18 protein-coding genes and 1 pseudogene are annotated in these 24704 nt (G+C 44.8%); 10 read left to right on the top strand and 9 right to left on the bottom strand.

The features are described 5' to 3' along the window. Positions 1-229: 229 nt before the first annotated feature. Together I2F76_RS06950 and I2F76_RS06945 are read right to left on the bottom strand one after the other, a co-directional pair. A complete protein-coding gene (locus I2F76_RS06950; RefSeq protein WP_195487520.1) occupies positions 230-1039 on the bottom strand; it encodes a Cof-type HAD-IIB family hydrolase in 810 nt (269 codons plus the stop codon). A gap of 12 nt (positions 1040-1051) precedes the next feature. Beyond that, a complete protein-coding gene (locus I2F76_RS06945; RefSeq protein ID WP_070505261.1) occupies positions 1052-1795 on the bottom strand; it encodes a DeoR/GlpR family DNA-binding transcription regulator in 744 nt (247 codons plus the stop codon). Positions 1796-1972: 177 nt separating this feature from the next. Here I2F76_RS06945 and I2F76_RS06940 point away from each other — a divergent pair, with 177 nt between their 5' ends. The 10 genes and pseudogenes from I2F76_RS06940 (at position 1973) to I2F76_RS06900 (ending at position 16512) form a co-directional block, all read left to right on the top strand. Next, positions 1973-2542: a sugar O-acetyltransferase gene (locus tag I2F76_RS06940; RefSeq protein WP_195487519.1), complete on the top strand. Its 570-nt coding sequence runs from the start codon at positions 1973-1975 to the stop codon at positions 2540-2542. Continuing rightward, the gene (locus I2F76_RS06935; protein ID WP_195487518.1) at positions 2539-3303 is read left to right on the top strand and encodes a nucleoside phosphorylase; all 765 of its coding nucleotides are present in this window, start codon (positions 2539-2541) and stop codon (positions 3301-3303) included. Before I2F76_RS06940 ends, I2F76_RS06935 begins: the two co-directional genes overlap by 4 nt. Positions 3304-3334: 31 nt before the next feature. After that, positions 3335-4717, top strand: coding sequence for a TrkH family potassium uptake protein (locus I2F76_RS06930; protein ID WP_195487517.1), 1383 nt, complete (start codon positions 3335-3337; stop codon positions 4715-4717). A gap of 9 nt (positions 4718-4726) precedes the next feature. Beyond that, on the top strand, positions 4727-5401 hold the full coding sequence (locus I2F76_RS06925) for a potassium channel family protein (protein ID WP_009731618.1): 675 nt from the start codon (positions 4727-4729) through the stop codon (positions 5399-5401). A gap of 345 nt (positions 5402-5746) precedes the next feature. Continuing rightward, positions 5747-5842, top strand: a pseudogene (locus I2F76_RS10570) (CPBP family intramembrane glutamate endopeptidase); the annotation flags it as partial. A 146-nt stretch (positions 5843-5988) separates the two neighbouring features. Further along, positions 5989-8220: a glycoside hydrolase family 31 protein gene (locus tag I2F76_RS06920; RefSeq protein WP_195326704.1), complete on the top strand. Its 2232-nt coding sequence runs from the start codon at positions 5989-5991 to the stop codon at positions 8218-8220. A gap of 69 nt (positions 8221-8289) precedes the next feature. Then, positions 8290-9897, top strand: coding sequence for an alpha-glucosidase (locus I2F76_RS06915; protein WP_195487516.1), 1608 nt, complete (start codon positions 8290-8292; stop codon positions 9895-9897). Positions 9898-10204: 307 nt separating this feature from the next. Beyond that, positions 10205-12454, top strand: a complete 2250-nt coding sequence (metE, locus tag I2F76_RS06910) for a 5-methyltetrahydropteroyltriglutamate--homocysteine S-methyltransferase (RefSeq protein WP_049515978.1) — start codon at positions 10205-10207, stop codon at positions 12452-12454. Positions 12455-12567: 113 nt separating this feature from the next. Continuing rightward, complete coding sequence (gene metF / locus I2F76_RS06905; RefSeq protein WP_195487515.1) at positions 12568-13443, top strand: methylenetetrahydrofolate reductase [NAD(P)H]; 876 nt, start codon at positions 12568-12570, stop codon at positions 13441-13443. A gap of 132 nt (positions 13444-13575) precedes the next feature. Next, positions 13576-16512, top strand: a complete 2937-nt coding sequence (locus I2F76_RS06900) for an AAA family ATPase (protein ID WP_195487514.1) — start codon at positions 13576-13578, stop codon at positions 16510-16512. A 143-nt stretch (positions 16513-16655) separates the two neighbouring features. On the opposite strand, the gene hutG is transcribed toward I2F76_RS06900, so the two are convergent. From hutG to ftcD, 7 genes are all read right to left on the bottom strand, one after another. After that, complete coding sequence (hutG, locus tag I2F76_RS06895; protein WP_024054987.1) at positions 16656-17648, bottom strand: formimidoylglutamase; 993 nt, start codon at positions 17646-17648, stop codon at positions 16656-16658. 82 nt (positions 17649-17730) lie between these two features. Further along, positions 17731-19272 (bottom strand): histidine ammonia-lyase, encoded by a 1542-nt coding sequence (gene hutH / locus I2F76_RS06890; RefSeq protein ID WP_031576511.1) that lies wholly within the window; start codon positions 19270-19272, stop codon positions 17731-17733. 216 nt (positions 19273-19488) lie between these two features. Then, entirely contained in the window at positions 19489-20832 is a 1344-nt protein-coding gene (locus I2F76_RS06885; RefSeq protein ID WP_031576513.1) for an APC family permease, read from the bottom strand. Between the two features lie 21 nt (positions 20833-20853). Further along, positions 20854-21432 (bottom strand): HutD family protein, encoded by a 579-nt coding sequence (locus I2F76_RS06880; RefSeq protein ID WP_049474091.1) that lies wholly within the window; start codon positions 21430-21432, stop codon positions 20854-20856. 15 nt (positions 21433-21447) lie between these two features. Next, positions 21448-23121 carry a formate--tetrahydrofolate ligase gene (locus I2F76_RS06875; RefSeq protein WP_003008645.1) on the bottom strand — a complete coding sequence of 558 codons (1674 nt, stop codon included), beginning with the start codon at positions 23119-23121 and terminating at the stop codon, positions 21448-21450. Positions 23122-23156: 35 nt separating this feature from the next. Next, positions 23157-23786 carry a cyclodeaminase/cyclohydrolase family protein gene (locus tag I2F76_RS06870; protein ID WP_023919035.1) on the bottom strand — a complete coding sequence of 210 codons (630 nt, stop codon included), beginning with the start codon at positions 23784-23786 and terminating at the stop codon, positions 23157-23159. Between the two features lie 12 nt (positions 23787-23798). After that, positions 23799-24698, bottom strand: a complete 900-nt coding sequence (gene ftcD / locus I2F76_RS06865) for a glutamate formimidoyltransferase (RefSeq protein WP_003008641.1) — start codon at positions 24696-24698, stop codon at positions 23799-23801. Positions 24699-24704: the final 6 nt, after the last annotated feature.

Below are 24704 nucleotides of genomic sequence, written 5' to 3'. Positions count from 1 at the left end.
TTTTGAAAAACTTGTCAACGGTATAATAATCAAGGGTTTTTGGTTTTCTTTTATCCCTAGTTATTGATAAAGAACCGATTGAGGAAAATATTCATAAAATAATTTAAATATACAAATGCTGTAATAGAAAAAAGGATTCCTACTAATTCGCAGGAATCCTTACTTTATCGCTATTTCTACTATATTTTTTATCCGTAAAAAATACTAGCTAGTCACTTTATTTATGTTTCTAAATCAACACATAGGTTTCAACCGCTTGCCCAGCCCCGTTTTCATTGTTGGTCTTTGTCACGACAGTCGCTTCCTCTTTCACTTCTTGTGGAGCGTTGCCCATAGCGACCCCGATGCCTGCTTTTTTGAGCATAGGGAGGTCGTTGAAGTTGTCTCCCATGGTGAGGACTTCTTCTAAGCTCAAGTGGTAGTGCTTGGCGAGCTCAACCAGAGCATCTTCTTTGGAAACGTTCTTAGCTGTGACTTCTAGGTAGTTGGCTTTGGAGAGATAAAAGGCGGTAGAAGGGAAGTCGTCGGCAGAAATAGTGCGATAGAGAGCTTGGATCTCTTCTGGCTCTCCAATTAAGAGCAATTTGTGGAGGGGCTTTGTCGCATCCAGCAAAGGATCCAATAGGGGAAGAATGAGAGGTTTTTCTCCTGTAATCCGGGCCTCCTCTTGACTCCATTGGTCAAGGCGGTCGGTCATCCAGTCTTTTCCACTATAGAGGTTGATCGAAACCTGAGGAAAGTGTTGGTTGGCCCAGTCGATAAAGTTCCGGGCTTCCGTCTTGTCCAAAGGATGCTCGAAAAGCACCTGCTCTCCCTTTTGGATCAAGGCACCATTGTAGCAAGCCATGGGGCACTCTTCTATACCGAGTTCTCTGGCAATGGGAGCCATCCCTTTTGGAGAGCGAGCAGAGGCCAGTACGAAAGGAATGGTTTCGCGTTTTAAATCCGGGATCAATGCTGCCAACTGTGGATCGATCTGATGGTGATCATTTAAGATGGTACCATCGATGTCGCTGATGATGAGACGAATGTGAGACATAATGAGGACCTCCTAATAGAGAATAGTGGTTTCACTGCCGATTTGTTTAAGGATGTCAGGGCTTGGTTTTTGATCAGTAATCCAATAGTCAAATTGCTGGAGACGAGCGAGATAGTAGTTAGCATGTTGGTGGAACTTGGCACTTTCTGCCACCAGCACCTTGGTACGAGTCCGTTCAAAAACGAGAGACTTGACTGCAACGTCTTCAGCATCCTCAAAGGTGACTTCGCCATTGGCTAAGCTACTCGCTCCAAAAAAAGCAAGATCAAAGCGAAGATTGTCCAGTATGTGTGCTTGATTCGCATCATAGTAGAAGCGGTTTTTAGGGTAGAATTTCCCGCCTAAGAGATGAACGTCAACCTGGGAATGGCTACTGAGCTGGATGGCATTGTCAAGGGAATGCGAATAGACCGTGACTTCCTTATTCAGCATGCCAGCAAGCAGGGTCATCGAGGTGGAAACGTCGAGAAAGATCACTTGTCCATCTTGGATCAATTGCAGGGCCTTTTGAGCCATGGTAGTCTTTTCCTTGTTGGCTTTCTGACTGCGGTCTAGGTAAGAAGGGCCGGGTTCTTTGTTTAAGGGGAGAAGCCCACCATGGGTCCTACGGACTAGCTGGCGTTGGCTCAGAAGGGCAAAGTCTCTGCGGATAGTATCTTTTGAGACCTTGAAATAATCGACCATTTCTTTAGCGGATAGCTGTTTTCGCTCTTCTAAAAGTTCTAGGATTTTTTCAAGCCGTTGTTCCTGGTACATGAATTCGCTCCTTATTGCTGTTCTTGCCTTTATTGTACATCATTTTGCAAGCAGATGCAAGTTTTCTTAAGTGTATTTAAGTGTTTGTGATCTCTTTCTTAGAAAATCTTATTCCTGATGTTTGTTTTAAGGGGGGAATTCTGCTATAATATGTCAAAATAACGTGGAGGTTTCCTTATGGCCAGTGAATATGAAAAAATGATTGCAGGTGACTATTATAGACCTGCGGACCCTGAATTACGGGCTTTGGCCAAAGCTTCTCGGGAGAAACAAGAAGCCTTTAACCAAGAAGTAGGCCCTAAAAAAGGGGCCACCATCATCAAAGAGTGGTTTGGCTCTACTGGTGACAACCTCTATCTCAATCGTCAGGTTCTTGTGGATTACGGCGTCAACATCCATTTGGGAGAGCATTTCTATGCCAATTACAATTTGACCATGTTGGATATTTGTCCCATTACGATTGGAAAGAATGCCATGATTGGTCCCAATTGCCAATTTTTGACCCCCTTACACCCGCTGGATCCAGATGAGCGCAACTCGGGTCTTGAGTACGGAGCTCCGATTACGATAGGGGACAATTTCTGGGCAGGAGGAGGGGTCACCATCCTTCCTGGTGTCACGCTGGGTGATAATGTGGTCGCTGGCGCTGGGGCAGTCGTGACCAAATCCTTTGGAGATAATGTAGTTCTTGCAGGAAACCCAGCCCGTGTCATCAAAGAAATACCCATTAAAAAGGAGAAGGGATGATCCAAAAACATGAAATTCCTATTTTAGAGTTTGATGACAACCCGCAGGCAGTCATTATGCCGACCCATGAGGGGTTAGACCTGCACCTGCCTGAAAAATGCGTTTATGCTTTCTTAGAGGATGAGATTGACCGCTTTGCCAAAACTGTTGGAGCTGAGCAAGTGGCTACCTTTGTCTCAGCTACCAAGGCTTATCCAGTCTATGTTCTGAAGCACCAAGGGGAGGAAGTCTGCTTGGCACAAGCGCCAGTTGGATCTGCAGCTGCTGCCCAATTCATGGATTGGTTGATTGGCTATGGGGTGAAGAAGATCATTTCCTCGGGTAGCTGTGGCGTCTTGGTAGATATAGAAGAAAATGCCTTTTTGATCCCGACCAAGGCCTTGCGAGATGAGGGAGCTAGTTACCATTATGTAGCGCCTTCTCGTTATATCGAAGTGGACAGTCGTGCACTGACCGCCATTGAAACAGTTCTAAAACAGCAGGCCATTCCTTATCAAGAGGTCATGACCTGGTCGACGGATGGCTTTTATAGAGAAACACCTGACAAGGTGGCCTATCGCATTGAAGAAGGGTGTCGTGTTGTGGAGATGGAGTGTGCCTCACTTGCAGCAGTCGCTCAGCTTCGTGATGCAGTTTGGGGCTTGCTCCTATTTACCGCAGATTCTCTTGCAGACCTGGAAAATTATGACCAGCGTGACTGGGGGGCTGAAGCTTTTGAGAAGGCCCTAGAATTGTGCCTAGAGATGGTTCATCACTTGTAGGTCTTTTCACTTTTTATGATACAATGAAGCTATGTTAGTCAAATTATTTTTTAAACAATGGCAGGCCAAAATTAAAGGCCTGTCTCCAGCAAGGCGGATCTTTCTTAGTTTTGCCTTAGTTATCTTGATGGGCTCGCTCTTACTGAGTCTGCCTTTTGTCCAGCAAGCGAGCTCAAAAGCAGGCTATATCGACCACCTCTTTACAGCGGTCTCCATGGTCTGTGTGACGGGGCTCTTTACCCAGTCGGTGGCTTCGACCTATAATGGTTTGGGACAATTGATCTGTATGCTCTTGATCCAGATCGGAGGCCTAGGGATCTTGACCTTTATCGGTCTCTTCTTTATGGAAGGTCGCCAAAAACTTAGTTACAAGGACCGGCAGACCATTCGGGACAGTTTTAGTTTTAGCAATAACCAGAGCTTAGCCCGTTTTGTCCGCTCCATCTTTATTACGACCTTTACCATCGAAGGGGTTGGGGCCTTGCTCCTCATGACCCGCTTTATCCCTCGCTTTGGCTGGGGCCATGGGATCTTTAACTCCATCTTTGTTGCGGTCTCGGCCTTTTGTAATGCGGGCTTTGATAATTTTGGAGGCGATAGCATGATGAGCTTCCAGACCGATTGGTTGGTCAATCTGACCTTGTCTGCCCTTATTATTACTGGGGGCTTGGGCTTCATGGTTTGGTTTGACCTAGCCACCAAGGCCCGTAATCAATCGGGACGGCGAACTCTTCGCTTCCATACCAAGGTGGTTCTCTGGTTAACAGCGGCGATCCTTCTCTTGGGGACAGTGACTAGTCTTTTGACCGAGTTTAATAATCCAGCAACGATTGGGTCCCTTCCATTAGGAGAGAAGATCTTGGTCAGCTTCTTCCAAACTGTCAGTATGCGGACGGCTGGTTTTGCTTCCCTAGATTATACAGCAGTCCGGCCAGTGACGCTCTTTATCTATCTCTTACAGATGTTCCTAGGAGGAGCACCAGGCGGGACAGCAGGAGGGATGAAGATCACCACCTTCTTGGTGCTGATTCTCTTAGCGCGCAAAGAGTTGCTCGGCTTGCCACATACCAATTTAGGAAAACGTACCATTTCACCAGACATTGTTCAACGTTCCTTTGGGACGGCGGTGATTTTCCAGTTGACCTTCTTAGTGGGTCTATTAGGAATCTGTTTGGTGACGCCGGATGGCCAACGCTTTATTTATTTGGTCTTTGAGGTGGTATCCGCTCTAGCGACAGTAGGCGTGACAGCCAATGTGACCTCGACCTTAAATGGGGCGGGACTAGCCATTATTATGGTCCTCATGTTTATCGGACGGATTGGTCCTTTGACCCTTATGGTCAGTTTGAACAATTACCAAGCTAAGAAAGCAGATACCTTGCAGTATGCCAAGGCAGACATCATTATCGGATAGGAGAAACTCATGGCGAATCGAACCATTGGAATTTTAGGATTGGGAATTTTTGGACAGAGTGTCCTGAAAACCTTACAGGATCAGGATGTGGATATTATTGCAATTGACGATCACGCAGATGTGATCAACCAATATGAATCCATGATTACGACTGGAATTGTTGGAGACATTACAGAAATGGACCTCTTGGATGCGGCTGATATCGGTACCTGTGACACAGTCGTGATCGCGACGGGTGAAAACCTGGAGTCCAGTGTGCTGGCGGTCATGCACTGTAAGGCCCTTGGAGTCGAGCACGTCATTGCCAAGGTTAAAAATGAAGTGACCAAGGAAGTCCTTGAGAGGATTGGGGCTGATTTGGTCATCCTACCAGAGGTAGAAGCGGGCATGTCTCTAGCTAAGATGATCCTCTTCCAACATGGGATTGAAGTTTTCCAGTTGGATGAAGCAGTGGTGGTGGTCGAGTTTACGGTTCCAGCTAGCTGGGTAGGAAAAAGCATCCGAGACTTGGAAATCAGAGACCAATTTCAACTCAATATTATTGGCTATCGAGATGCGGAAGACCAGCCTTTGCGAAGTCAGATTGGTCCCGACTTTATCTGGCCAGAAGGGGTGCGCGTGATGGCGGTGACAGACAACCAGTATCTGGATAGAATCCAAGACCTCTTAGAGGAAACAAACTGAGAGAGAGTGGGACAGAAATCGGGAATTCGTTAGAATTCGATTTCGTCGTCCCACCTCCGCATAGTTGAGTAGGGCTGTAAAAGCTGATGAAATCAGCGTAGTAGAGCCCACTCAACCACTGCGTCTTGCTCAACAGTACAAAAACAATTAAGAGGCTAGGACTTTTGTCCCAGCCTCAGAATGTTGATAACCTATTTTTTAACTAAAATAGGTGAAATGATTCTGCAGAAATATGATTTTTAATTTTTACTCCGCAGATGCCCTCTGTATCTTAATTTAGTCATGGAACTTCCTGAATTGCTGAAATCATCCACTGGATAATTTCACCTAACGTCCGTCCTCAAGGTCGTCAAGAATCTCTTGCCATTTTTCCTCGTGCATGTCTTGGCAGATATGTTTGGATCGAGTCTCATGTATCTCTTGATCCATTGGGGAAGTTGATCTTATAATATTTTAGGAAAGGTTCTGTCAGGTGTTGACAGGCCTTTTTTTGAGTGCTATAGTAAAATCGTAAACGCTTACACGGTGAGGTGAAGCAGATAAAAAGCGGGCAGTCAGATGCTCCATAAAAAGAGGAGGAAAGACAAATGGCAGGATCAGTGATACAGGGAGAGAACTACCGAATCTCCGTATTAACGGAATCTTTGGTGCGCTTGGAATATTCAGAGGGTGGTGTTTTTGAAGATGGTCAGACGCAAGTTGTGCAAAATCGTGATTTTGGACCTGTTGCCTGTGAGGTCGTAGAGACAGAAGAGGTCCTCGATCTGCATACGGAGCATCTCCACCTTCATTTTGAAAAGGGACCTTTTACACCGGATCGGCTTTTTATCGAGCTCAAGGGTCAGTATGCAGTCTATGGTAGCCGGTGGCACTATGGTGATCAGCCTGAGACCTTGAAAGGGACCAGTCGGACGCTTGACGAGGTCGATGGAGCTATGGAGTTGGAAGATGGGATCTTGAGCAAGGCCGGTTATGCTCTTTTAGACGATTCCAGCTCCTACTTGTATGATGTCGAAAGCGGATTTAGAGCACGGCCATGTCCAGAAGTGGATCTGTATTTCTTCGGTTATGGGCGCGATTATCTAGGGGCCTTGAAAGATTTTTACCATCTGACGGGACAACCCCCTCTCTTGCCACGTTATGCTCTGGGAAACTGGTGGAGTCGGTATTGGCCTTATACCAGTCAGGAGTACACAGATTTAATGGATCGTTTCAAGGCTGAAGGGGTGCCTTTGGCTGTCAGTGTGATCGATATGGACTGGCACAAGACAGCGATTCCTGCTCGCTTTGGAAGTGGTTGGACGGGCTATAGTTGGAACCGGGACTTGATTCCTGATCCAGCTGCCTTCTTACATGGTCTTCATGAGCGTGGTTTAAAGGTGACCTTAAATGTCCATCCAGCAGATGGCATTCGTGCCTTCGAGGATGCTTACCCCATGGTCGCAAAACGCTTGGGATTAGATGCGGAAAAAGAAGAAGCGGCTAGCTTTGACTTTTACAGTCCAGCCTTTCGCGAAGCTTATTTCGAAGATGTCCATCATCCCTTGGAAGATCAAGGAGTCGACTTTTGGTGGATTGATTGGCAACAGGGAAGTCATGGCAAGATGGATCCCCTTTGGTTGTTAAATCATTATCATTATCTAGACAATTGTCGTACAGGTCAAGCTGGTCTTATTTTATCGCGTTATGGAGGTCCTGGCAGCCACCGGTATCCGATCGGTTTTTCAGGGGATACCATTGTGACTTGGGAATCCCTAGCCTTTCAACCCTATTTTACCAGCACAGCTTCAAATATCGGTTATACGTGGTGGAGTCACGATATTGGTGGCCATATGCGGGGTTACTATGATGAAGACTTGGCTCTTCGCTGGTTGCAATTTGGGGTCTTTAGCCCGATCAATCGTCTCCATAGTTCTTGTAATGCTTTTAACAGCAAGGAACCGTGGTTTTACTCGTCTGAGACCTGTCGCTGGATGAAGCGATATTTACGCCTGCGTCACAGCTTACTACCTTATCTTTACACCATGAATGTGGCGACGCATGAACAAGGACTGCCTTTGGTTCAGCCCCTCTATTACCACTATCCAAACGAAGAAGATGCTTATGAGGGTAAAAATCAATATTTCTTTGGTAGTGAACTCATGGTGGCCCCAATTTCAGAGGCTCTGGATCCTGTCTATCATAGTGCTTCTGTGAGTGTTTGGTTCCCAGACGGAGTTTGGTATGATTTCTTCCATGATTGGAAGTACGAAGGAAAAGGCAAGCTTACAGTCTTTAGAGCTAGCCAGGATATTCCGGTCTTTGCGCGTGCAGGAGCCGTCATCCCTATGGATGCACACCCGCAGACAGGGGTAGAGCTCCCAGAAATGCTGGACTGGCATCTTTTCCCAGGTGACAATCGTTCCTTCGTGCTCCTTGAAGGAGAAGGAGATAACAGGGTTGAAACCCGCCTAACTGTCAATTGGGATGAAAGAAAGATTAGGTTGGATTTAACAGGTGATCGAACGCTGCTTCCTGAAAAGAGACAGCACCGGTTCTTCCTCCATACCTTTGAGACAGCCCCTATCTTAGTGGACAATCACAGTCAGGAGATTGCGATGGGTGAGCTGCAATCGCGTCCTACTGCAAAAGAAGATCGGATGTTTGAGCTCTTGAAATCTGCCAACCTGGCCTACGATAGAAAGAATGAATTATTTGCGGCTTGTTCAACAGCCAAGAATTGGAAACAGTTGATGAAGGTCATTACGCCTTTAGAGGAAGGTTTGCGTCAACGTCTCTTTGAAGTGATTTATTCCAGTGAAGAGAATGAAGACTTGTAAATTCTTGCAATTTCATCCCTATTTTTGTATGATGAAAGTGATTTCACAATCATAAAGGAGAAGAAAAAAATGGAACAAAAATGGTGGCATAATGCCGTAATTTACCAAGTTTATCCAAAGAGTTTCAAGGATAGTAATGGCGATGGCATCGGGGATCTCAAGGGGATCACGAGCAAGCTAGACTACTTGGAAAAATTAGGGATTACAGCGATCTGGCTCTCACCAGTCTACAAGAGTCCCATGGATGATAACGGCTATGACATCTCGGATTACGAGGATATTGCCTCCATCTTTGGGACTATGGAAGATATGGAAGAATTGATCGCAGAAGGCCATAAACGCAAGATCAAAATCATCATGGACTTGGTGGTCAACCATACCTCTGATGAGCATGCTTGGTTTATCGAAGCACGTGAAAATCCAGATAGTCCAAAGCGGGATTTCTATATTTGGCGCGATGAGCCCAATGGTATTATTTCTGCTTTTAGTGGCTCTGCTTGGGAATTGGATGAAGCATCAGGCCAATACTACCTGCATAACTTCAGTAAGAAGCAACCAGACCTCAACTGGGAAAACGAGGAGCTTCGTCATCAGATCTATGACATGATGAATTTCTGGATTGACAAGGGGATTGGTGGCTTCCGTATGGATGTCATCGATATGATCGGTAAGATCCCAGATCAGGAAATCATCAGCAATGGTCCCATGCTCCATCCTTATTTGAAGGAAATGAATCAAGCTACCTTTGGCGATAAGGATCTGCTCACCGTGGGAGAAACTTGGGGAGCGACTCCAGAGATTGCTAAGCAATATTCCAATCCAAAAAATCAAGAATTGTCCATGGTCTTCCAATTTGAACACATTGGTCTTCAATACCAACCGGGTCAACCAAAATGGCACTACGCTAAGGAATTGGATGTGCCAAAATTGAAAGAAATTTTCACCAAGTGGCAGACGGAATTAGGAAAAGACGAAGGCTGGAATTCCCTCTTTTGGAACAACCACGATCTCCCACGGATTGTGTCAACTTGGGGGGATGATGGCGACTACCGTGTCAAATCTGCCAAGGCTTTAGCAATTCTGCTTCACTTGATGAAGGGGACTCCGTATATCTATCAAGGAGAAGAAATCGGGATGACCAATTATCCATTTCAGACCCTCGAGGATGTAGAAGATATCGAGTCAATCAACTATGCCCATGAAGCCTTAGAAAAAGGAGTGCCACTCGAAGTGATCATGGATCAGATCCGCCATATTGGTCGGGACAATGCACGGACACCGATGCAGTGGAATGATGAGGCAGAAGCTGGCTTTACGACAGGTCAACCATGGCTTGCGGTCAACCCAAACCACAAAGAGATCAATGTGGAGGCTGCTCTAGCAGATCCAGACTCCATTTTCTATACCTATCAAACTCTGGTGGCCTTGAGAAAAGAGCATCCTTGGCTTGTGACGGCTGATTATGAATTGGTGGACGCAGTAGACAAGGTTTTTGCTTACAAGCGGGTAGAAGGAGTGCAAGCCTACCTCGTCGTTGTCAATCTCTCAAGTCAAGAGCAAGACTTACCACTTGTCAATGGAGTTGAAGAGGTTCTCATTGCCAATACCAAGGTGGAGCAGGTCCTCGAATCGGGCAAGTTAGCCCCTTGGGATGCCTTCTGTGTCAAATTAGCCTAATGAAGCAAATGAAAAAAATTAAGGAACGAACTTCCTTATAAAAGCAGGTCTTTCTCAATAGAGAAGGCCTGTTTTGCTTTTTAGGGGTTGTTCTTCTAGCAGAATCCGCTCAAAAATGGTTCGGTGATGCAGGGGCTATAGGAAATATTTATAAGTAGTCCTAGTTTTTGCTTTTGATCTCTGGTCCCAAGGCCTATTAAATCTGTGTTATAGTTTTTGCCTATATCAAAATTCGTGTAAAAGCAATTATACAAGACGGCTATCTTCTGATATGATAGTGTCAATTAGAATTTTTGGAGGACACAACATGTCAACTACAATTATCGGTTTCCCACGTTTGGGTGAATTCCGTGAATTAAAATTTACAACTGAAAAATACTTTAGAAAAGAAATCTCAGCAGACGAGCTCTTGGCAGCTGCCAAAGACTTGCGTGCTAAACACTGGAACATTGTCAAAGAGCAAGGCATCTCAGAGATTCCTTCAAATGACTTCTCACATTACGACAATTTCCTTGATGCAGCCTTTCTTTTCAACGTCGTGCCTGCATCTGTTCAAAACTTGGATTTGACAGACCTTGAACAATACTTTGCTTTGGCGCGTGGTTACCAAGGTGAAAAAGGGGATGTGCGTGCCCTTCCGATGAAAAAATGGTTCAATACGAACTACCATTACATTGTTCCTAAATTTGAAAAAACAACAGAAGTGAAATTGGCTGGTCACAAGATTTTTGATGAGTACCAAGAAGCTAAAGACTTGGGCCTTAACACTCGTCCAGTAGTCGTTGGACCCTTCACATTCCTTCAATTATCTGACTTTGAAGATGGAGTGAAAGCAGAAGACTTCGTCGACAGCCTGGCTGCTGCTTACCAAGAAGTCTTTGCAAAATTGGCAGAGCTTGGTGCGACTCGTATCCAACTCGATGAGCCAGCTCTTGTCAAAGATTTGTCAGCTGAAGAAAAAGCCCTCTTCTTGAACCTCTACAACAAACTCTTGGCGGACAAGAAAGGCCTTGAGGTCTTGATTCAAACCTACTTTGGTGATGTTCGTGATGTCTACAATGACCTTGTAAACTTGCCAGTAGATGGTATTGGTCTTGACTTTGTTGAAGGAAAGAAAACACTTGAATTGGTGAAAGGTGGCTTCCCAGCTGATAAGACCCTTTATGCTGGTATTGTGAATGGGAAAAACATCTGGCGCAACAACTATGAAAAGAGCTTAGAAATCTTGGATCAAGTTCCAGCTGAAAAGGTTGTCTTGACTACTTCTTGCTCCCTTCTTCATGTGCCATTTACAACTGCTAATGAAGAATTTGAACCAGCTATTTTGGACCACTTCGCCTTTGCGGTTGAAAAATTGGGTGAATTGCGTGACTTGGATGCCATCCGCAATGGTCAAGGTGCAGAAGCTCTTGCTGCCAACAAAGAACTCTTCGCAACCGAACGTGTCGGAGCAAATGCTGAACTTCATGCTCGTATCGCAGCGTTGACAGAAGCAGACTACACTCGTTTGCCAGCTTTCGCAGAACGCGAAGAAATCCAAAAAGAATCCTTCAAACTTCCAGCTCTTCCAACAACTACCATTGGTTCATTCCCTCAAACGAAAGAAGTTCGTGCTAAACGTTTGGCCTTCCGTAAGGGTGAATTGACTCAAGAAGAATACGATGCCTTCCTTGCTGAAACAATTGATGAATGGATCAAATGGCAAGAAGAAGTTGGATTTGATGTGCTGGTACACGGTGAATTTGAACGGAACGACATGGTTGAGTACTTCGGTCAAAACTTGTCAGGTTACCTCTTCTCTAAAAACGGTTGGGTACAATCATACGGTATGCGTGGGGTGAAACCACCAATCATCTGGGGTGATGTCACTCGTCTCAACCCAATCACTGTGAAATGGTCTAGCTACGCACAAAGTCGTACGGATAAACCTGTTAAAGGGATGTTGACTGGACCTGTTACCATCCTTAACTGGTCATTCCCACGTGAAGATATCTCTATCAAGGATTCTACTCTTCAAATCGCTCTTGCCATTAAGGATGAAGTTCTTGACCTTGAAGCTGCAGGCGTGAAAATCATCCAAATCGACGAGGCTGCTCTTCGTGAAAAATTGCCACTCCGTCGCAGCGACTGGTATGAAGACTATCTTGATTGGGCGATTCCAGCCTTCCGCTTGGTACACTCAACTGTAGCGCCAGATACACAAATCCACACGCACATGTGTTACTCAGAATTTACAGATATCATCCCAGCTATCGACAACTTGGATGCGGACGTTATCTCATTTGAAGCTAGCCGTTCAAACCTTGAAATCTTGGATGAGTTGAAAGCCAAAAACTTCCAAACAGAAGTTGGACCTGGGGTATACGATATTCACTCACCACGTGTCCCACAAGACGGTGAAATTGATCACACTATCGAAGCGATCTTGGCGAAAGTACCAAGTGGCAAAGTTTGGATCAACCCTGACTGTGGTTTGAAGACTCGCGGAATTAAAGAAACAAAAGAAAGCTTGATCAAACTAGTTAATGCTGCTAAAGAAGCGCGTGAACACTTGTAAGAAAATGTTTCGAGGACCTTCTATCATCGTGTAGAGGGTTTTCGAATCATCCCTTATCCTAGAAACAGTGGCTCAGAGTTCTTGATCAACGAAACAAAAGAAAAGGATAGAATATGTCACAACACACACCGTCTCTGTCATTTGAAGTTTTTCCTCCAAATCCTGAAGTAGGCAATGCCAAACTCTTACGTGCTTTGGCAAATATGCAGGAGCTAGCCCCTCACTTTATCAGTGTGACCGCTAGCAATAATAAATACAATATCAAAGAGACGACGGTTGCTTTAGCCAATTACATTCAAAATGAATTGTCTATTCCGACAATTGCTCACTTGCCAGCAGTCTATTTGAGCAAGGAAAAAGTGGCGGATACTCTTAATGAGTTAGATGAAGTCGGGGTTCATCGGATCTTGGCTCTGCGTGGGGATATTATCCCTGGTGTGGAACCTCTAAAAGACTTTCGTTATGCAACGGATCTGATTGAATTTATCAAAACAGAAGCGCCCCATTTTGAGGTAATTGGTGCCTGCTATCCTGAGGGACATCCGGATTCGCCCAACCAAATTTCAGATATTCAAAATCTTAAAAAGAAGGTAGATGCAGGATGCTCTAGTTTGGTCACTCAACTTTTCTTTGACAATGAGCGTTTCTATGATTTTCAAGATAAGTGTACCTTGGCTGGGATCGATGTTCCCATTCATGCAGGAGTGATGCCGATTCTCAATCGTAATCAGGCCCTTCGTCTCCTTAAGACTTGTGAAAATGTTCATATTCCACGGAAGTTTAAAGCGATTTTAGACAAGTATGAGCATGATCCTGAGTCACTCAGAGCAGCAGGACTTGCTTATGCAGTCGATCAAATCGTTGATTTGGTTACTCAAGATGTGGCAGGTGTCCATCTTTACACCATGAACAATGAAGATGTCGCTTACCACGTCTACCAAGCAACAAAGGCGTTATTTGATCATCAACCGAATTTTGAAGTGAATTAATCAACACTTTTAGTAGGAAGTGTAGAGATTGAGAAAGAATCGTTCTCAATCTCTTTTTATTTGGATAAATCACTTGCTAAAAGCCAACTTTTTTTTTATAGTATTAATATGAAGTTTTTGGAGGCGCTTGCAATGAAGAAAGATCTCACGTTAAAGTTATTTGGACCCCCTAAGGTTGTTTTCAATCAGAAAACTATTCGGTTTTCTTTTTCGAAGATGGAGGCCTTGCTTTATTATTTAGCGGTCATGGGCCAGGTCAACCGCGATGAAATAGCCGGTATCCTTTGGGGAGATAAGGAAAACCAAGTAGCTCGCAAAAACTTACGGAATACGGTTTACCAAGCCAATAAAATCTTTGAAGGAGATATCATTGTCTCTCCAAGCCGGAGCAGTTTGGCTCTTAATCCTCATTTGAGTTTTTCTTTGGATGTCCAGCTCTTTGAAAGAGATCCACTAAGTGCCTTGGATCTTTATCGGGGAGACTTTTTAGAGGGCTTCTATGTCAAGGATGATGAAGACTTTGATCAGTGGGCTTCTCGCAAACGGGATGCTTTTAGGAAGCTCTACATCGAAAGCTGCTATCAAAAAATTAAAAAGGTTGGTTTCGGAGATCCTAGTATAGAACTCTTGCTCCATCATTTGGTAGAGCTGGATGAATTTGAAGAGAAAAACTACCAGCTCTTGATGGAATATTATAGCTTTCATCATCAGCTAGGAAAATTTTTTGAGACCTATTATAAGCTAGTCGATTTATTGGATCGCGAGCTCAGTGTGCGTCCCAGTCGAGCGATTGAGGAACTTTATCACTCCGTTTTGGAAGCCAAACGAACTCATAAACTGACCAATCGCTTGAATATCCGTGAACTTTCCTTTTTTGGTCGGAAACAAGAACTCTCGCAACTCGAGGAATACCTTTCCTTAGTCGAGACGGGTGAGGCGGTAGGTCCTTTTCTCGTGATGGGGCAATCTGGAACAGGTAAAAAACGTCTGTTGCGGCAGTTGGTCTTGATGTCCAATCGCAGTTTTAACTTTATCAAGGTGGAAGGAAAAGCTACCAGTCAGCGCTATGAAGGAAGCGCCTGGAATGATCTCAGACAAGCGCTAGAGAAAATGGGGGATGAGATGGGAATTTCCCTTCTGGAAGAGGAGGATGATCTCATTTCGGTATGGAATCAGCTTCAGAGCCTTAGCAAAGAAAAACCGCTCCTGATTCTTCTTGAAAATGCCCAGTGGATCGATGCAGTGTCTCTAGAAAAAGTGAAACAACTAGAGGAGCGAAGAAACCAGGAGAAATGGCAACTAATTTTTACAGCTGAAGAGCCTCTGCCAGCTTTCTTCGTCAACTTCTTGGGGAACTTAAAGGTAGAGAAAAGGCTGTCTCAACTAGAGTTGACCAATTTTGATCCTAGTGAAAGTCGTGCTCTCTTGAAAGGGGAACTGGGAGCAATAGAGCCGGCAGTGATGGAGCAGATGGTCGAATGGAGTGAAGGCAGTCCGTTCTTACTATCCAGCTATATCGAAGAGTGGAAAGAAAATGAAAATTTAGAACCCTTGCCTGATATCATTCAAGCTTATCTTTCTCAGGAGCTTGGGGATATGAGCAGCGAGGAAGAGGCTCTTCTACACTACCTATCGTGTTTTCATAAGCCAATTTCTCTGTCTATCTTGGCGGAATTGACGGCTACAGAGCTTCCTGTTTTGACAGAATTAATCGAGCCTTTATCTGAAAGAGCGATCGTCTCAATCGTAGAAGAAGGAGAGGCTCTCATGGTTCAATTCTGCAAGCAATTGGTAGCTATGTACTTTTACCATCTTCTTTCGCCAGCTAGACGGCGGCTCTTCCACCAACAAATTGCGCAAAAATTGGAAGAAACTTTAGAAGATTCGACGGACCTTCTTCTTTATAAGGAAATTGCCTACCAATACAAGCAATCGCAAAATCTCTTGCGTTCCTTATCGTTTGAGTTGACCTACTTAGAAGAAATTCTTCAGCTGGAGCATGAACTGTTTCCGATATATTCCAAGGTAGATGAGGGGTTCCTATCAGATGGTACAAATAGCCATTTGGACATTTTTGGAGAGCTATCCCGCATTCGCCAAGAATTAGATAACCTCTTTTCAAGGCACCAAAGAGATAGAGAATACAAGCATTTACAACTGCGTTACTTGTACCTAGAAGGTCGCTATTTTATTCGAAGTGGGGAGTATCAAAAGGGGATTCATGATATCCAAAAAGTCATCTCCTATGCGCGGGAACTCAAGCAATCCGACTTCCTCTTAGAGGGTTATCGGCAAATCATTTATTATTGCATTCAAACGGAAAATATCTCTGAGATGGCCTATTATACAGATTTAGCTTTAGAAGATGCCATCCAAGCTAATAATCATGAGGTCATCGCGATCCAGTTGCGTTTGAAGGGCTTGTATCACCTGATGGTTGGGGATGAGGAGCAGGCAACCCGGCATCTGTATCGCTCCATTGATTGCTTTAGTTTGACCAATAGCATGCAGGCCAAGTATGCCATTCAAATTGCGGCTTCTTTGGCCTATCTCGCTGAAATCGAGCAAATTAGGGGCCATTTCCAAGTAGCTGTCACCCACTTAGAAGAGGTTCTGCGTTTGGTGGGAGATCAAGCTGTTGATTCCGTCCGTGTCGTCTTTGATATTGATCTTGGGATCGCCTATTATTGGAAGGGAGATTTGATCCAAGCTCGCCGCTGTTTTGACAGAGCTCAGAAGATTTTGTCCAGTGTTCGCTTCCCTTGGAAGGAAGAATTGCTCGAATTTTACCAATCCTTAATTGCTTGTCAGCAAGGAGATCAAGAAAAGGTTGCGGCTTATCTGGCTCGAAAAGAAAGGACGATGAAACCATCTGCTAATTCACGGGATAAGGGGATGGTTCATTATCTATTAGCTTTCTTATCTGATCAAAAGGAGAAAGGAGAAGAGCTCGCTCCTGCCCTGAGCACCTTCTTGAAAGAAGATAAGAATTACTACAAGAAGGTGGCAGAGCAACACTTGAATCCCTACAGAGATCGTCATTTTCTTAAAAAATTAAAAGACCTGTAGTGGCTCTTGCCTAAATCATAAGAGAGGGCTAAGTGGCCTGTTCTCCTTTCAGGCAAAGATCATTGTGCCTGAAAACGAAGAAAAAGCATAGAAATACCCTAGCAATGGGTGTTTCTATGCTTTTTATGTGTGTAGAAATCTTCTTAGTTCAGTTTTTGTTGCGCCAATATTTGGGTCAAGTAAAAGATAAAGGTCGCAGCAAGGTTTGAAGTATGGTTGTCAATATCATGAGGAGGAGAAACTTCCACGACATCAAATCCGATTAGCTTACCACTAGCAGCAATGTGTTGGAGAAGCAGGAGGGCTAGTTTAGGATCGACACCAAGCGATTGGATGGCGCTAACACCAGGAGCAGAGCCGACCGCAAAGCAATCCATATCAATAGACAGATAGATCGCGGTTTGGTTTTCTAAAAATTGATCGATTCGATCCAGAATGGCTTGGTGGCTCATCTGGAAGAGATCTTGGCCAGTTAAAAAATCAATGCTTGGTGTTTTAGCAACGTAATTAAAGAGGAAGAGGTTATTATTGTGCTCTTGGATCCCCAGGATGAGGTAAGGGAAGTCCTGACCTTTTTCTTTCGCATGATCAGCCATTTGACGAAAACCTGTTCCAGAGTTGGGACCGGTTTGGTCGTAAGGTCGCAAATCAAAGTGGGCATCCAGATTGATCACAGCCAGTTGTTCATCTTTTTCTAAACTGGATTGAATCCCTAGATAGTGGCCGTAAGCAGTTCCGTGACCGCCTCCTAGGACAATGGGTTGGATCCCTAGTTGGTACATGCGCTGGATCGCTTGTGAGAGACTTTCTTGGAGTTCTTCTAGTGAATGGTTAGGCCCGTCAATATTTCCCACATCATACACTGTCACATTGGTTCCCCAGTGCCATGGAAGTTTAGCGATTTGAGAACGGATGGCTGTAGGACCCTCGACTGCTCCTACACGCCCATTATTGATATAGACTCCTTTGTCGCTCTTAAAGCCGATGATCCCAAAGGTCATCCCCTCAAATGGAGTGAGGGTCTCGTCGTTTAGGTCTAAAAATTTGGTGACCATTCCCCATTTGGCCGTGTAGGGATTGTCCTCGATGCTACCTTGGTAGTAGCTGTAGGTCATTGGATAGTAGTTTGTGAGCAAGCTTGTCGCCTCCCTTATTTTTCTGAAAGCAGGCAGAGGCTGAGAAGATCGCCAGCCTCTGTTTTGCTTTATTCTTACTGTATCAGTATTGAATGCTTAAGTCAACTGCTTTTTCGATGGTTGCTAAGAATTCTTCGCTTTCGACAACAGCAGATGCTTTATTAAGTTCTTCAAAGATTTCGATATCTTTGTCAAATTCAATGAAGTTCAGTTTTTGACGAATCAGCTCATAAGCTGGTTTTGTCCCTTTACCAAGTTCATGATTTTCTGGCTTGAGATCCAAGGCTTGGCAAGCTGCCATGATTTCAGTAGCAACGATGCGACGTGAGTTTTTAAGAATTTCTGCTGCTTTACGAGCGGCAGTCGTTCCCATGCTGACGAAATCTTCTTGGTTTTCACAAGATGGAATAGAATCGACACTAGCAGGGTGAGCCAAGATTTTATTTTCCGATGCAAGGGATGCACAAGCATACTGGGTAATCATGAAGCCTGAGTTGAGTCCAGGGTGTTTGACTAAGAAGGATGGTAATTTACTGAGTTGGCTGTTGACCAAGCGTTCCACCCGACGTTCAGATACGTTCCCAATTTCAGAAAGGGCAATGCCTAAGAAGTCAAATGGTTGCGCCATTGGTTCACCGTGGAAGTTACCTCCTGAGATGACGTGTCCTTCTTTGGTAATGATTGGGTTATCTGTGACAGAGTTGATTTCGATTTCAACTTTTTCTTTTACGTAAGCAATAGAATCCTTGCTGGCTCCATGTATTTGAGGGATACAGCGAAGTGTATAAGGATCTTGTACCCGTTGTTGAGTCGCAACAGTGGTATTCTTACTTCCTTCAAGAAGGTTACGGATGTTGCGAGCAGTTGCCAATTGTCCACTTTGTGGGCGGATGGAATGAAGGTCTTCTTCGAATGGACTGGTAATTCCATTGTGAACTTCCATTGAGAGAGCACCAGCGATATCAGAGAGTTTGAGCAATTGGATACCATCATAAGTCGCAAGAGCACCGATACCGGTTAGGACAGTCGTACCATTGATCAAGGCAAGCCCTTCTTTGGCAGCTAATTGGATCTTTTCAATTCCAGCACGATCTAAGGCTTCTTGACCACTGAGAAGTTCTCCTTTGTAGTAGGCACGTCCAAGGCCCAACATTGGTAAAACCATATGAGAAAGAGGAGCAAGGTCTCCAGAAGCTCCGAGAGAGCCTTTTTCAGGGATATAAGGAGTGACTCCTTTGTTGAGCAATTCTAACAGTTTTTCAACGGTTGACAGACGAATGCCAGAATAACCTTTCAAGAGTGAGTTGATACGGATCAGCATGATGGCACGAACAGCATCTTCAGGAAGTGGATCACCGAAGCCAGATGAGTGAGTTCGGATCAGGTTTTCTTGCAGTTGAACAGTATCTTCTGGAGAGATGCTGACATTACAGAGGGAACCAAAGCCAGTGGTTACACCATAGACGACTCGTTTTTCCCGGACAATGTCATCAACGATTTTACGGGATGCGATAACGGCTTCTTTGGCTTGTTCATCAAGCTCACATTGGGCACCGTGCCGAGCGACAGCGATGACTTCTTCGAGTGTTAAGCTATTACCATCTAAATGAATCAATTGAGTCATATAAAACCTCCGATTATGAATAGTTGTTCTGTGGAAGTAGTGTTGTTTACTTCGGTTTGAATACCAAACATGGGCCCATTGTCTATTGATCTAAAAAAATTGAAAGGAGTCATAGAGAAAAGGGCTCAGGTTTGACATTCGTGGAGTCCTAGATGGGTTAGGGAGCAAAACCGAGCTTCACTCCCGTCTCTGTTCCCATCTAGTGTGTAAAGAAAATTAGTGAGGAAGGGTTTTCGATTTATGTAGTTTATCGCCGTGGAAAACAAAGTAGAGTCCACTTGCGATCACGAGACCGATGGCACCCCAAACAAAGTTCATCATGTTGTCCCCTGCAATCATCAAGATACTGATCACAACAGCTAGAACTGGGATAACAGGACCAAATGGTACTCGGAAGGTAACCTTTTTGTCTGGGTACATTTTTCTGAGTTTGATGGCTGCCAAAGCAGTTGGAATGTATTGGAAGAAACGGAAGACAACACTGAAGGTTGCTAATGTTTCGAAAGAGCCAGATAACAAGAGTAAGAAGGCGAAGATACCAGAAATGATAATGGCAATGACAGGGGCATTCTTAGAGTTTGTTTTTCCAAGCCCTTCTGGCAAGAGTTTTTCAGTTGCTAATGCGGCACCAAAACGAGGGACCATGATGGATTCACCGATGTTTAGACCGGCGATTGAAATGAGGGCTCCGTAAGAAACGAGTGGAGCTCCGATAGGGCCAATCATTTCGACAAATGCGTCTTGTACTGGTGCACCAGTTTGCATAATGCGACCACCAAGCATGGCGATTGTTCCTGCGATGATCAACATGTAGAGAACAGATACAATACTGATAGAACCTAGAATAGCGCGGGGAACGTTCTTTTCAGGGTTGCGCATTTCCCCTGCAACGATAGACATGGTTTCAAATCCGATGAAACCGTAGAAGATGTAGACGGCTGTACTAGAAATAGAACTGAAGAGGTTTGTTCCACTTTCCAATTGAAGGAAAGGTGTGAAGTTGCCCTTGCTCACGCCACCGGGAATGAAGAAGATGGCAAAGAGTGAGAAGAGGACAATTGGAATTAATTTTGCAACAGTAGCTGTCAGAGTAAACATCTTAGAGGTTTTCAGACCGGCAATGTTCATCAGACTCAAGAGAATCAGCATACCGATACTGATCGGAAGGTTGTAGCCTTCAAATGCTGGGAAGGTGATGATGAAGATCTTAGCAAATCCGGCTAACATGGCAGCCCAAGCGATAACAGTAACGGCCCAACCGAGAATCCCAACGTTAAAGCCAACGAAGTCTCCGAAAGCGGCTTTTGAGTATTGCATGGCTCCACCGTTTTTGTCGAAGTAGCCAGCTGTTTCAGCCAGACAGGCTGATAGTAGCATGACGAGAATGGCAACCCCGAACATGACAGCTAGAGAAGCTGGTCCGAGGCCAGAATAAATTTTTTGAGGAAGGAGGAAGATACCAGATCCGATCACGGCATTGATACCGTAAAGAGTGGCACCGCTAAAGCTGAATTTCGCTTTTTCTTGTTCCTCAATCGACTGTTTATGTGCTCCGTTCATAATGTTTCTCCTTTGTGAACATTATTGTAGTCCAGTCCAGATAGCAATCGGTTGCTCCCCAGACTGATGGGGTAAAAACGTGATTGTCATCTCTTGAAGAGGAGATGCTTGTTCGATCACCAGGAGCTCGTGAGTTTGGAGAGTTTGAGAATGATTGGTTCCCCATTCGAGTGTTAGTGGACAGAGAGCGTAGATCAATTGATAGCGACTCTGACTTTTGACACTCTCTTTTGGGGATATAGCACTCATATGCCCCTGATAAGAAGGGTTGTAAATCAAATTAAAGTCTTGACAAGTCCCTTGGCTAGATACAGGATCTCCCCCATCAAAGAAGTAGCTTTGAAAGGGGTTCAAAACCACTTCTTTATGGTGATGGGTGAGCCTAATGGAGGCATTCAAGGGCATCAAGATTCGGTGGTAGCCCGTGAGATCGGTAAAGTTACTTTTTTCAACTTCTACCGTTGCAGTAGAGAGGCGGAAGTCAAAGGTCCGATCTGGATAGCTTCCTCCCTCTGGGGAGAGAAAGAGTTGGGTGGTTTGGCCACCGGACCAGGTAGAAATTTGATAATCTGCGGGGGTAAGATGAAGGAGAGTCACCATAGGACGCCTTCTTTCTTAAAAGAGACCAGTGATATTGCCGTGGGCATCGATATCAATCTTTTCACTGGCAGGAACTTTAGGTAGGCCAGGCATGGTCATAATGGTACCAGTGAGAGCTACAATGAAGCCAGCTCCGGCAGCCACCTTAAGGTTACTGATTTTAACAGTGAAGTCTTTTGGTGCTCCCATCTTCTTCGCATCGTCTGAGAAGGAGTATTGGGTTTTGGCCATACAGATTGGGTAGTTCGAGAAGCCCAGAGCTTCCAATTCTTTGAGTTCGCGTTTGGCCGCTGGTGTTAAGCTGATGCCTTTACCACCATAGACTTTTGTGACGATCTTGGTCAATTTTGTTTCAATGCTGTCTTCTTCGTCATAGACATAAGAGAAGTGGTTTTCTTCTTGAGCCAGTTGAATGACTTTTTCAGCCAAGTCACGACCACCAGCTCCACCTTTTGCCCAGACATCTGAGATGACCACATCTACATTGCGTTTCTTACAAGATTCATAGACAGCTTCTAGCTCTGCCTCTGTATCCAGTGGGAATTTGTTGATGGCAACGACCACAGGTAGACCATAGACTTCTTGGATGTTGGCCAAGTGTTTGTCTAGATTTGGTAGACCATCGATAACGGCTTGGACATTTTCAGTTGCCAAGTCTGCCTTGGCAACTCCACCATGCATCTTGAGAGCACGGATGGTTGCGACGAGGACAACGGCAGCAGGTTTGAGCCCGGCCATGCGGCACTTGATATCGATGAATTTTTCAGCACCGAGGTCTGCTCCAAAACCAGCTTCTGTCACAACATAGTCTGCATATTTGAGGGCTAGCTTAGTAGCCAGCACACTGTTACAGCCGTGGGCGATATTGGCAAATGGTCCGCCGTGGATGATGGCAGGAGTATGCTCCAAGGTTTGCACCAAATTTGGATGGATGGCATCTTTGAGGACAGCTGCCATGGCCCCTCCAGCCTTGAGGTCTTTGGCTGTGACCGGTTGTCCTTGGTAGTTGTACCCGATAATGATGCGATCGAGGCGTTCTTTGAGGTCAAGGATATTTTCTGAGAGACAGAGAATAGCCATGATTTCAGAAGCCACGGTGATGTCAAAGCCATCTTCACGAGGAACTCCGTTTGTTTTTCCTTGAAGACCATCGACAATATGACGGAGTTGGCGGTCGTTCATATCGACCACCCGTTTCCAGGTGATGCGACGAGAATCGATGCCCAACTCATTGCCGTGATGGATGTGGTTGTCAATCAAGGCTGCAAGCAAGTTGTTGGCAATCCCAATGGCATGGAAGTCTCCGGTAAAGTGAAGGTTGATATCTTCCATTGGAACCACTTGGGCGTACCCGCCACCGGCAGCTCCACCCTTGATCCCAAAAACAGGGCCAAGAGAAGGTTCGCGCAGGGCAATGACGGCTTTTTCACCAATAGCTGAAAGAGCATCGACCAAGCCAACAGAGGTGGTTGTCTTTCCTTCTCCAGCAGGTGTTGGTGAGATGGCTGTCACGAGGATTAGCTTTCCATCTTCCTTATCCTTGAGTTGTTCCAGTTGGTTGCTATCAATTTTTGCCTTGTATTTTCCGTAGAGCGAAATATCGTCTTCGGTCAATCCAAGTTCAGCAGCGATATCGGTGATGGGCTTCATTTGGACAGAATTGGCGATTTCAATATCCGATAAAACCATAGAATCCCTTCTTTCTTTATTTTTATTTGCTAGGTTTAAGATAGACTTTCTAAAATGGTTTGGTAAATGTTATCTGCAAGATCAGAACCGGTTTGGAGGAGTTCGAGTCCCTTGCTATGGTATTCTTGGACGAAGTCTTGGTCCTTGATTCCTGAAATGTTGATCAAGACATTGAGCCAAGCACCTTGAAGGCCAGCTTTAAGATTCAGAGCAGCTACCCCTAGGTCACTAGCCGCATTGGTGTTGGACTTGCCAACAGCTTCTTTGGTGGTTTCAAGAGCCTCAACGATGAGCTCCATCATAGAGAAAGGAGATACTGTCGCGTGTTTCAAAGCTTTTTGCATGGCTTCACGACGAGCGGCTTTCTCTTCTTCCGTTTCTTTTGGAAGATCAAAGACAGCTGATACGACGTTGAAAGCTTCTGTATCTTTATCGATGGCTTCTAGTAATTGGTCTTGGAGTTGAGCGCTTTTTTCATGAACCCCTTTGATGTGGTCTTCAAATTCTGCGTATTTTTTCTTTCCAATGGTCAGTTCACAGACCATTTTTGTAAGGGAAATCCCATTCGCAGCAGATAGAGCAGCAGCAGAACCACCACCTGGAGCTGGAGCATCTGAACCAAGAACTTTGGCAAACTCCGTAATACTTAAGTCAACTAGTTTCATAGAACTCCCTTTCTAACCCAACAAGTGATTTTCCAAGACTTGTTTGCTGTAGTCAAAGTCTTCTAATTGTAAGTAGTATTCAGCAGAGTCGATCAAAGCCTTAGCAGGAGCCAGTCCAATGAGTTCTGTTCCGATGATGCGAACACCATAGCGTTGCGCTTCGAAACGAACGGTTTCCACAACACGATACAATGGGAATTGTTCCAAGTTGACCATATTGATGGAGACTTGGGCGATGTTGCGATCTTCTAGCATGACACCGATCGCTTTACAGTATTTGTATCCACCGCTTGATCCACGAATGATTTTAGAAATCTTATTGGCAATCTCTAGATCGTCTGTATCAAGGTTGATATTGAAAGCAACGAGTGGCATCCGGACACCGACAGCTGTAACCCCTGCAGTTGGGTGAATCTTGCGTTCACCGTAGTCTGGCTTCCAGTCTTCTTCCAACAATTTTTCTGGCATTCCTTCAAATTGTCCTTTACGCACTTTCGCCAAGTTCTTCCGTTCTGGGCGAGTTGCAGCATCTTCATAAAGGAAGATTGGAATACCTAATTCACGATTGATGCGTTCGGCTACTTTGTTAGCAATCTCAACGCATTCAGCTGTAGTGATATCTTTAACGGGAACGAATGGACAAACGTCTGTTGCCCCCATACGAGGGTGTTCGCCTTCGTGCTTGGTCATATCAATGTTTTCAGAAGCGTATTTCACCAATTGGAAAGCCACTTCTTGAATGCTTTCTTCATCCCCAACGAGTGTAAAGACGCTGCGGTTGTGACTGGCGTCAGACGAGTAGTCTAGTAAAGTGACACCTGGAATACTTTTTGCTGTTGCTGCTAATCCGTCGATCACAGCTTGATTGCGTCCTTCAGAGAAGTTTGGAATACACTCAACAATTTTTGCCATATGATT

Origin of the sequence: Streptococcus parasanguinis (assembly GCF_015557775.1) — a bacterium.
GTDB classification, from domain to species: Bacteria; Bacillota; Bacilli; order Lactobacillales; family Streptococcaceae; genus Streptococcus; species Streptococcus parasanguinis_AA.
The sequence above is the reverse complement of the archived record's forward strand: the minus strand, read 5'-3'. Positions and strand labels throughout refer to the sequence as shown.

What these genes read in the sequence shown, in the direction of transcription:
- I2F76_RS06950 (WP_195487520.1), bottom strand. Translation starts at nt 1,039, where the DNA reads ATGTCTCACATTCGTCTCATCATCAGCGACATCGATGGTACCATCTTA.
- I2F76_RS06945 (WP_070505261.1), bottom strand. Translation starts at nt 1,795, where the DNA reads ATGTACCAGGAACAACGGCTTGAAAAAATCCTAGAACTTTTAGAAGAG.
- I2F76_RS06940 (WP_195487519.1), top strand. Translation starts at nt 1,973, where the DNA reads ATGGCCAGTGAATATGAAAAAATGATTGCAGGTGACTATTATAGACCT.
- I2F76_RS06935 (WP_195487518.1), top strand. Translation starts at nt 2,539, where the DNA reads ATGATCCAAAAACATGAAATTCCTATTTTAGAGTTTGATGACAACCCG.
- I2F76_RS06930 (WP_195487517.1), top strand. Translation starts at nt 3,335, where the DNA reads ATGTTAGTCAAATTATTTTTTAAACAATGGCAGGCCAAAATTAAAGGC.
- I2F76_RS06925 (WP_009731618.1), top strand. Translation starts at nt 4,727, where the DNA reads ATGGCGAATCGAACCATTGGAATTTTAGGATTGGGAATTTTTGGACAG.
- I2F76_RS06920 (WP_195326704.1), top strand. Translation starts at nt 5,989, where the DNA reads ATGGCAGGATCAGTGATACAGGGAGAGAACTACCGAATCTCCGTATTA.
- I2F76_RS06915 (WP_195487516.1), top strand. Translation starts at nt 8,290, where the DNA reads ATGGAACAAAAATGGTGGCATAATGCCGTAATTTACCAAGTTTATCCA.
- metE (WP_049515978.1), top strand. Translation starts at nt 10,205, where the DNA reads ATGTCAACTACAATTATCGGTTTCCCACGTTTGGGTGAATTCCGTGAA.
- metF (WP_195487515.1), top strand. Translation starts at nt 12,568, where the DNA reads ATGTCACAACACACACCGTCTCTGTCATTTGAAGTTTTTCCTCCAAAT.
- I2F76_RS06900 (WP_195487514.1), top strand. Translation starts at nt 13,576, where the DNA reads ATGAAGAAAGATCTCACGTTAAAGTTATTTGGACCCCCTAAGGTTGTT.
- hutH (WP_031576511.1), bottom strand. Translation starts at nt 19,272, where the DNA reads ATGACTCAATTGATTCATTTAGATGGTAATAGCTTAACACTCGAAGAA.
- I2F76_RS06885 (WP_031576513.1), bottom strand. Translation starts at nt 20,832, where the DNA reads ATGAACGGAGCACATAAACAGTCGATTGAGGAACAAGAAAAAGCGAAA.
- I2F76_RS06880 (WP_049474091.1), bottom strand. Translation starts at nt 21,432, where the DNA reads ATGGTGACTCTCCTTCATCTTACCCCCGCAGATTATCAAATTTCTACC.
- I2F76_RS06875 (WP_003008645.1), bottom strand. Translation starts at nt 23,121, where the DNA reads ATGGTTTTATCGGATATTGAAATCGCCAATTCTGTCCAAATGAAGCCC.
- I2F76_RS06870 (WP_023919035.1), bottom strand. Translation starts at nt 23,786, where the DNA reads ATGAAACTAGTTGACTTAAGTATTACGGAGTTTGCCAAAGTTCTTGGT.
- ftcD (WP_003008641.1), bottom strand. Translation starts at nt 24,698, where the DNA reads ATGGCAAAAATTGTTGAGTGTATTCCAAACTTCTCTGAAGGACGCAAT.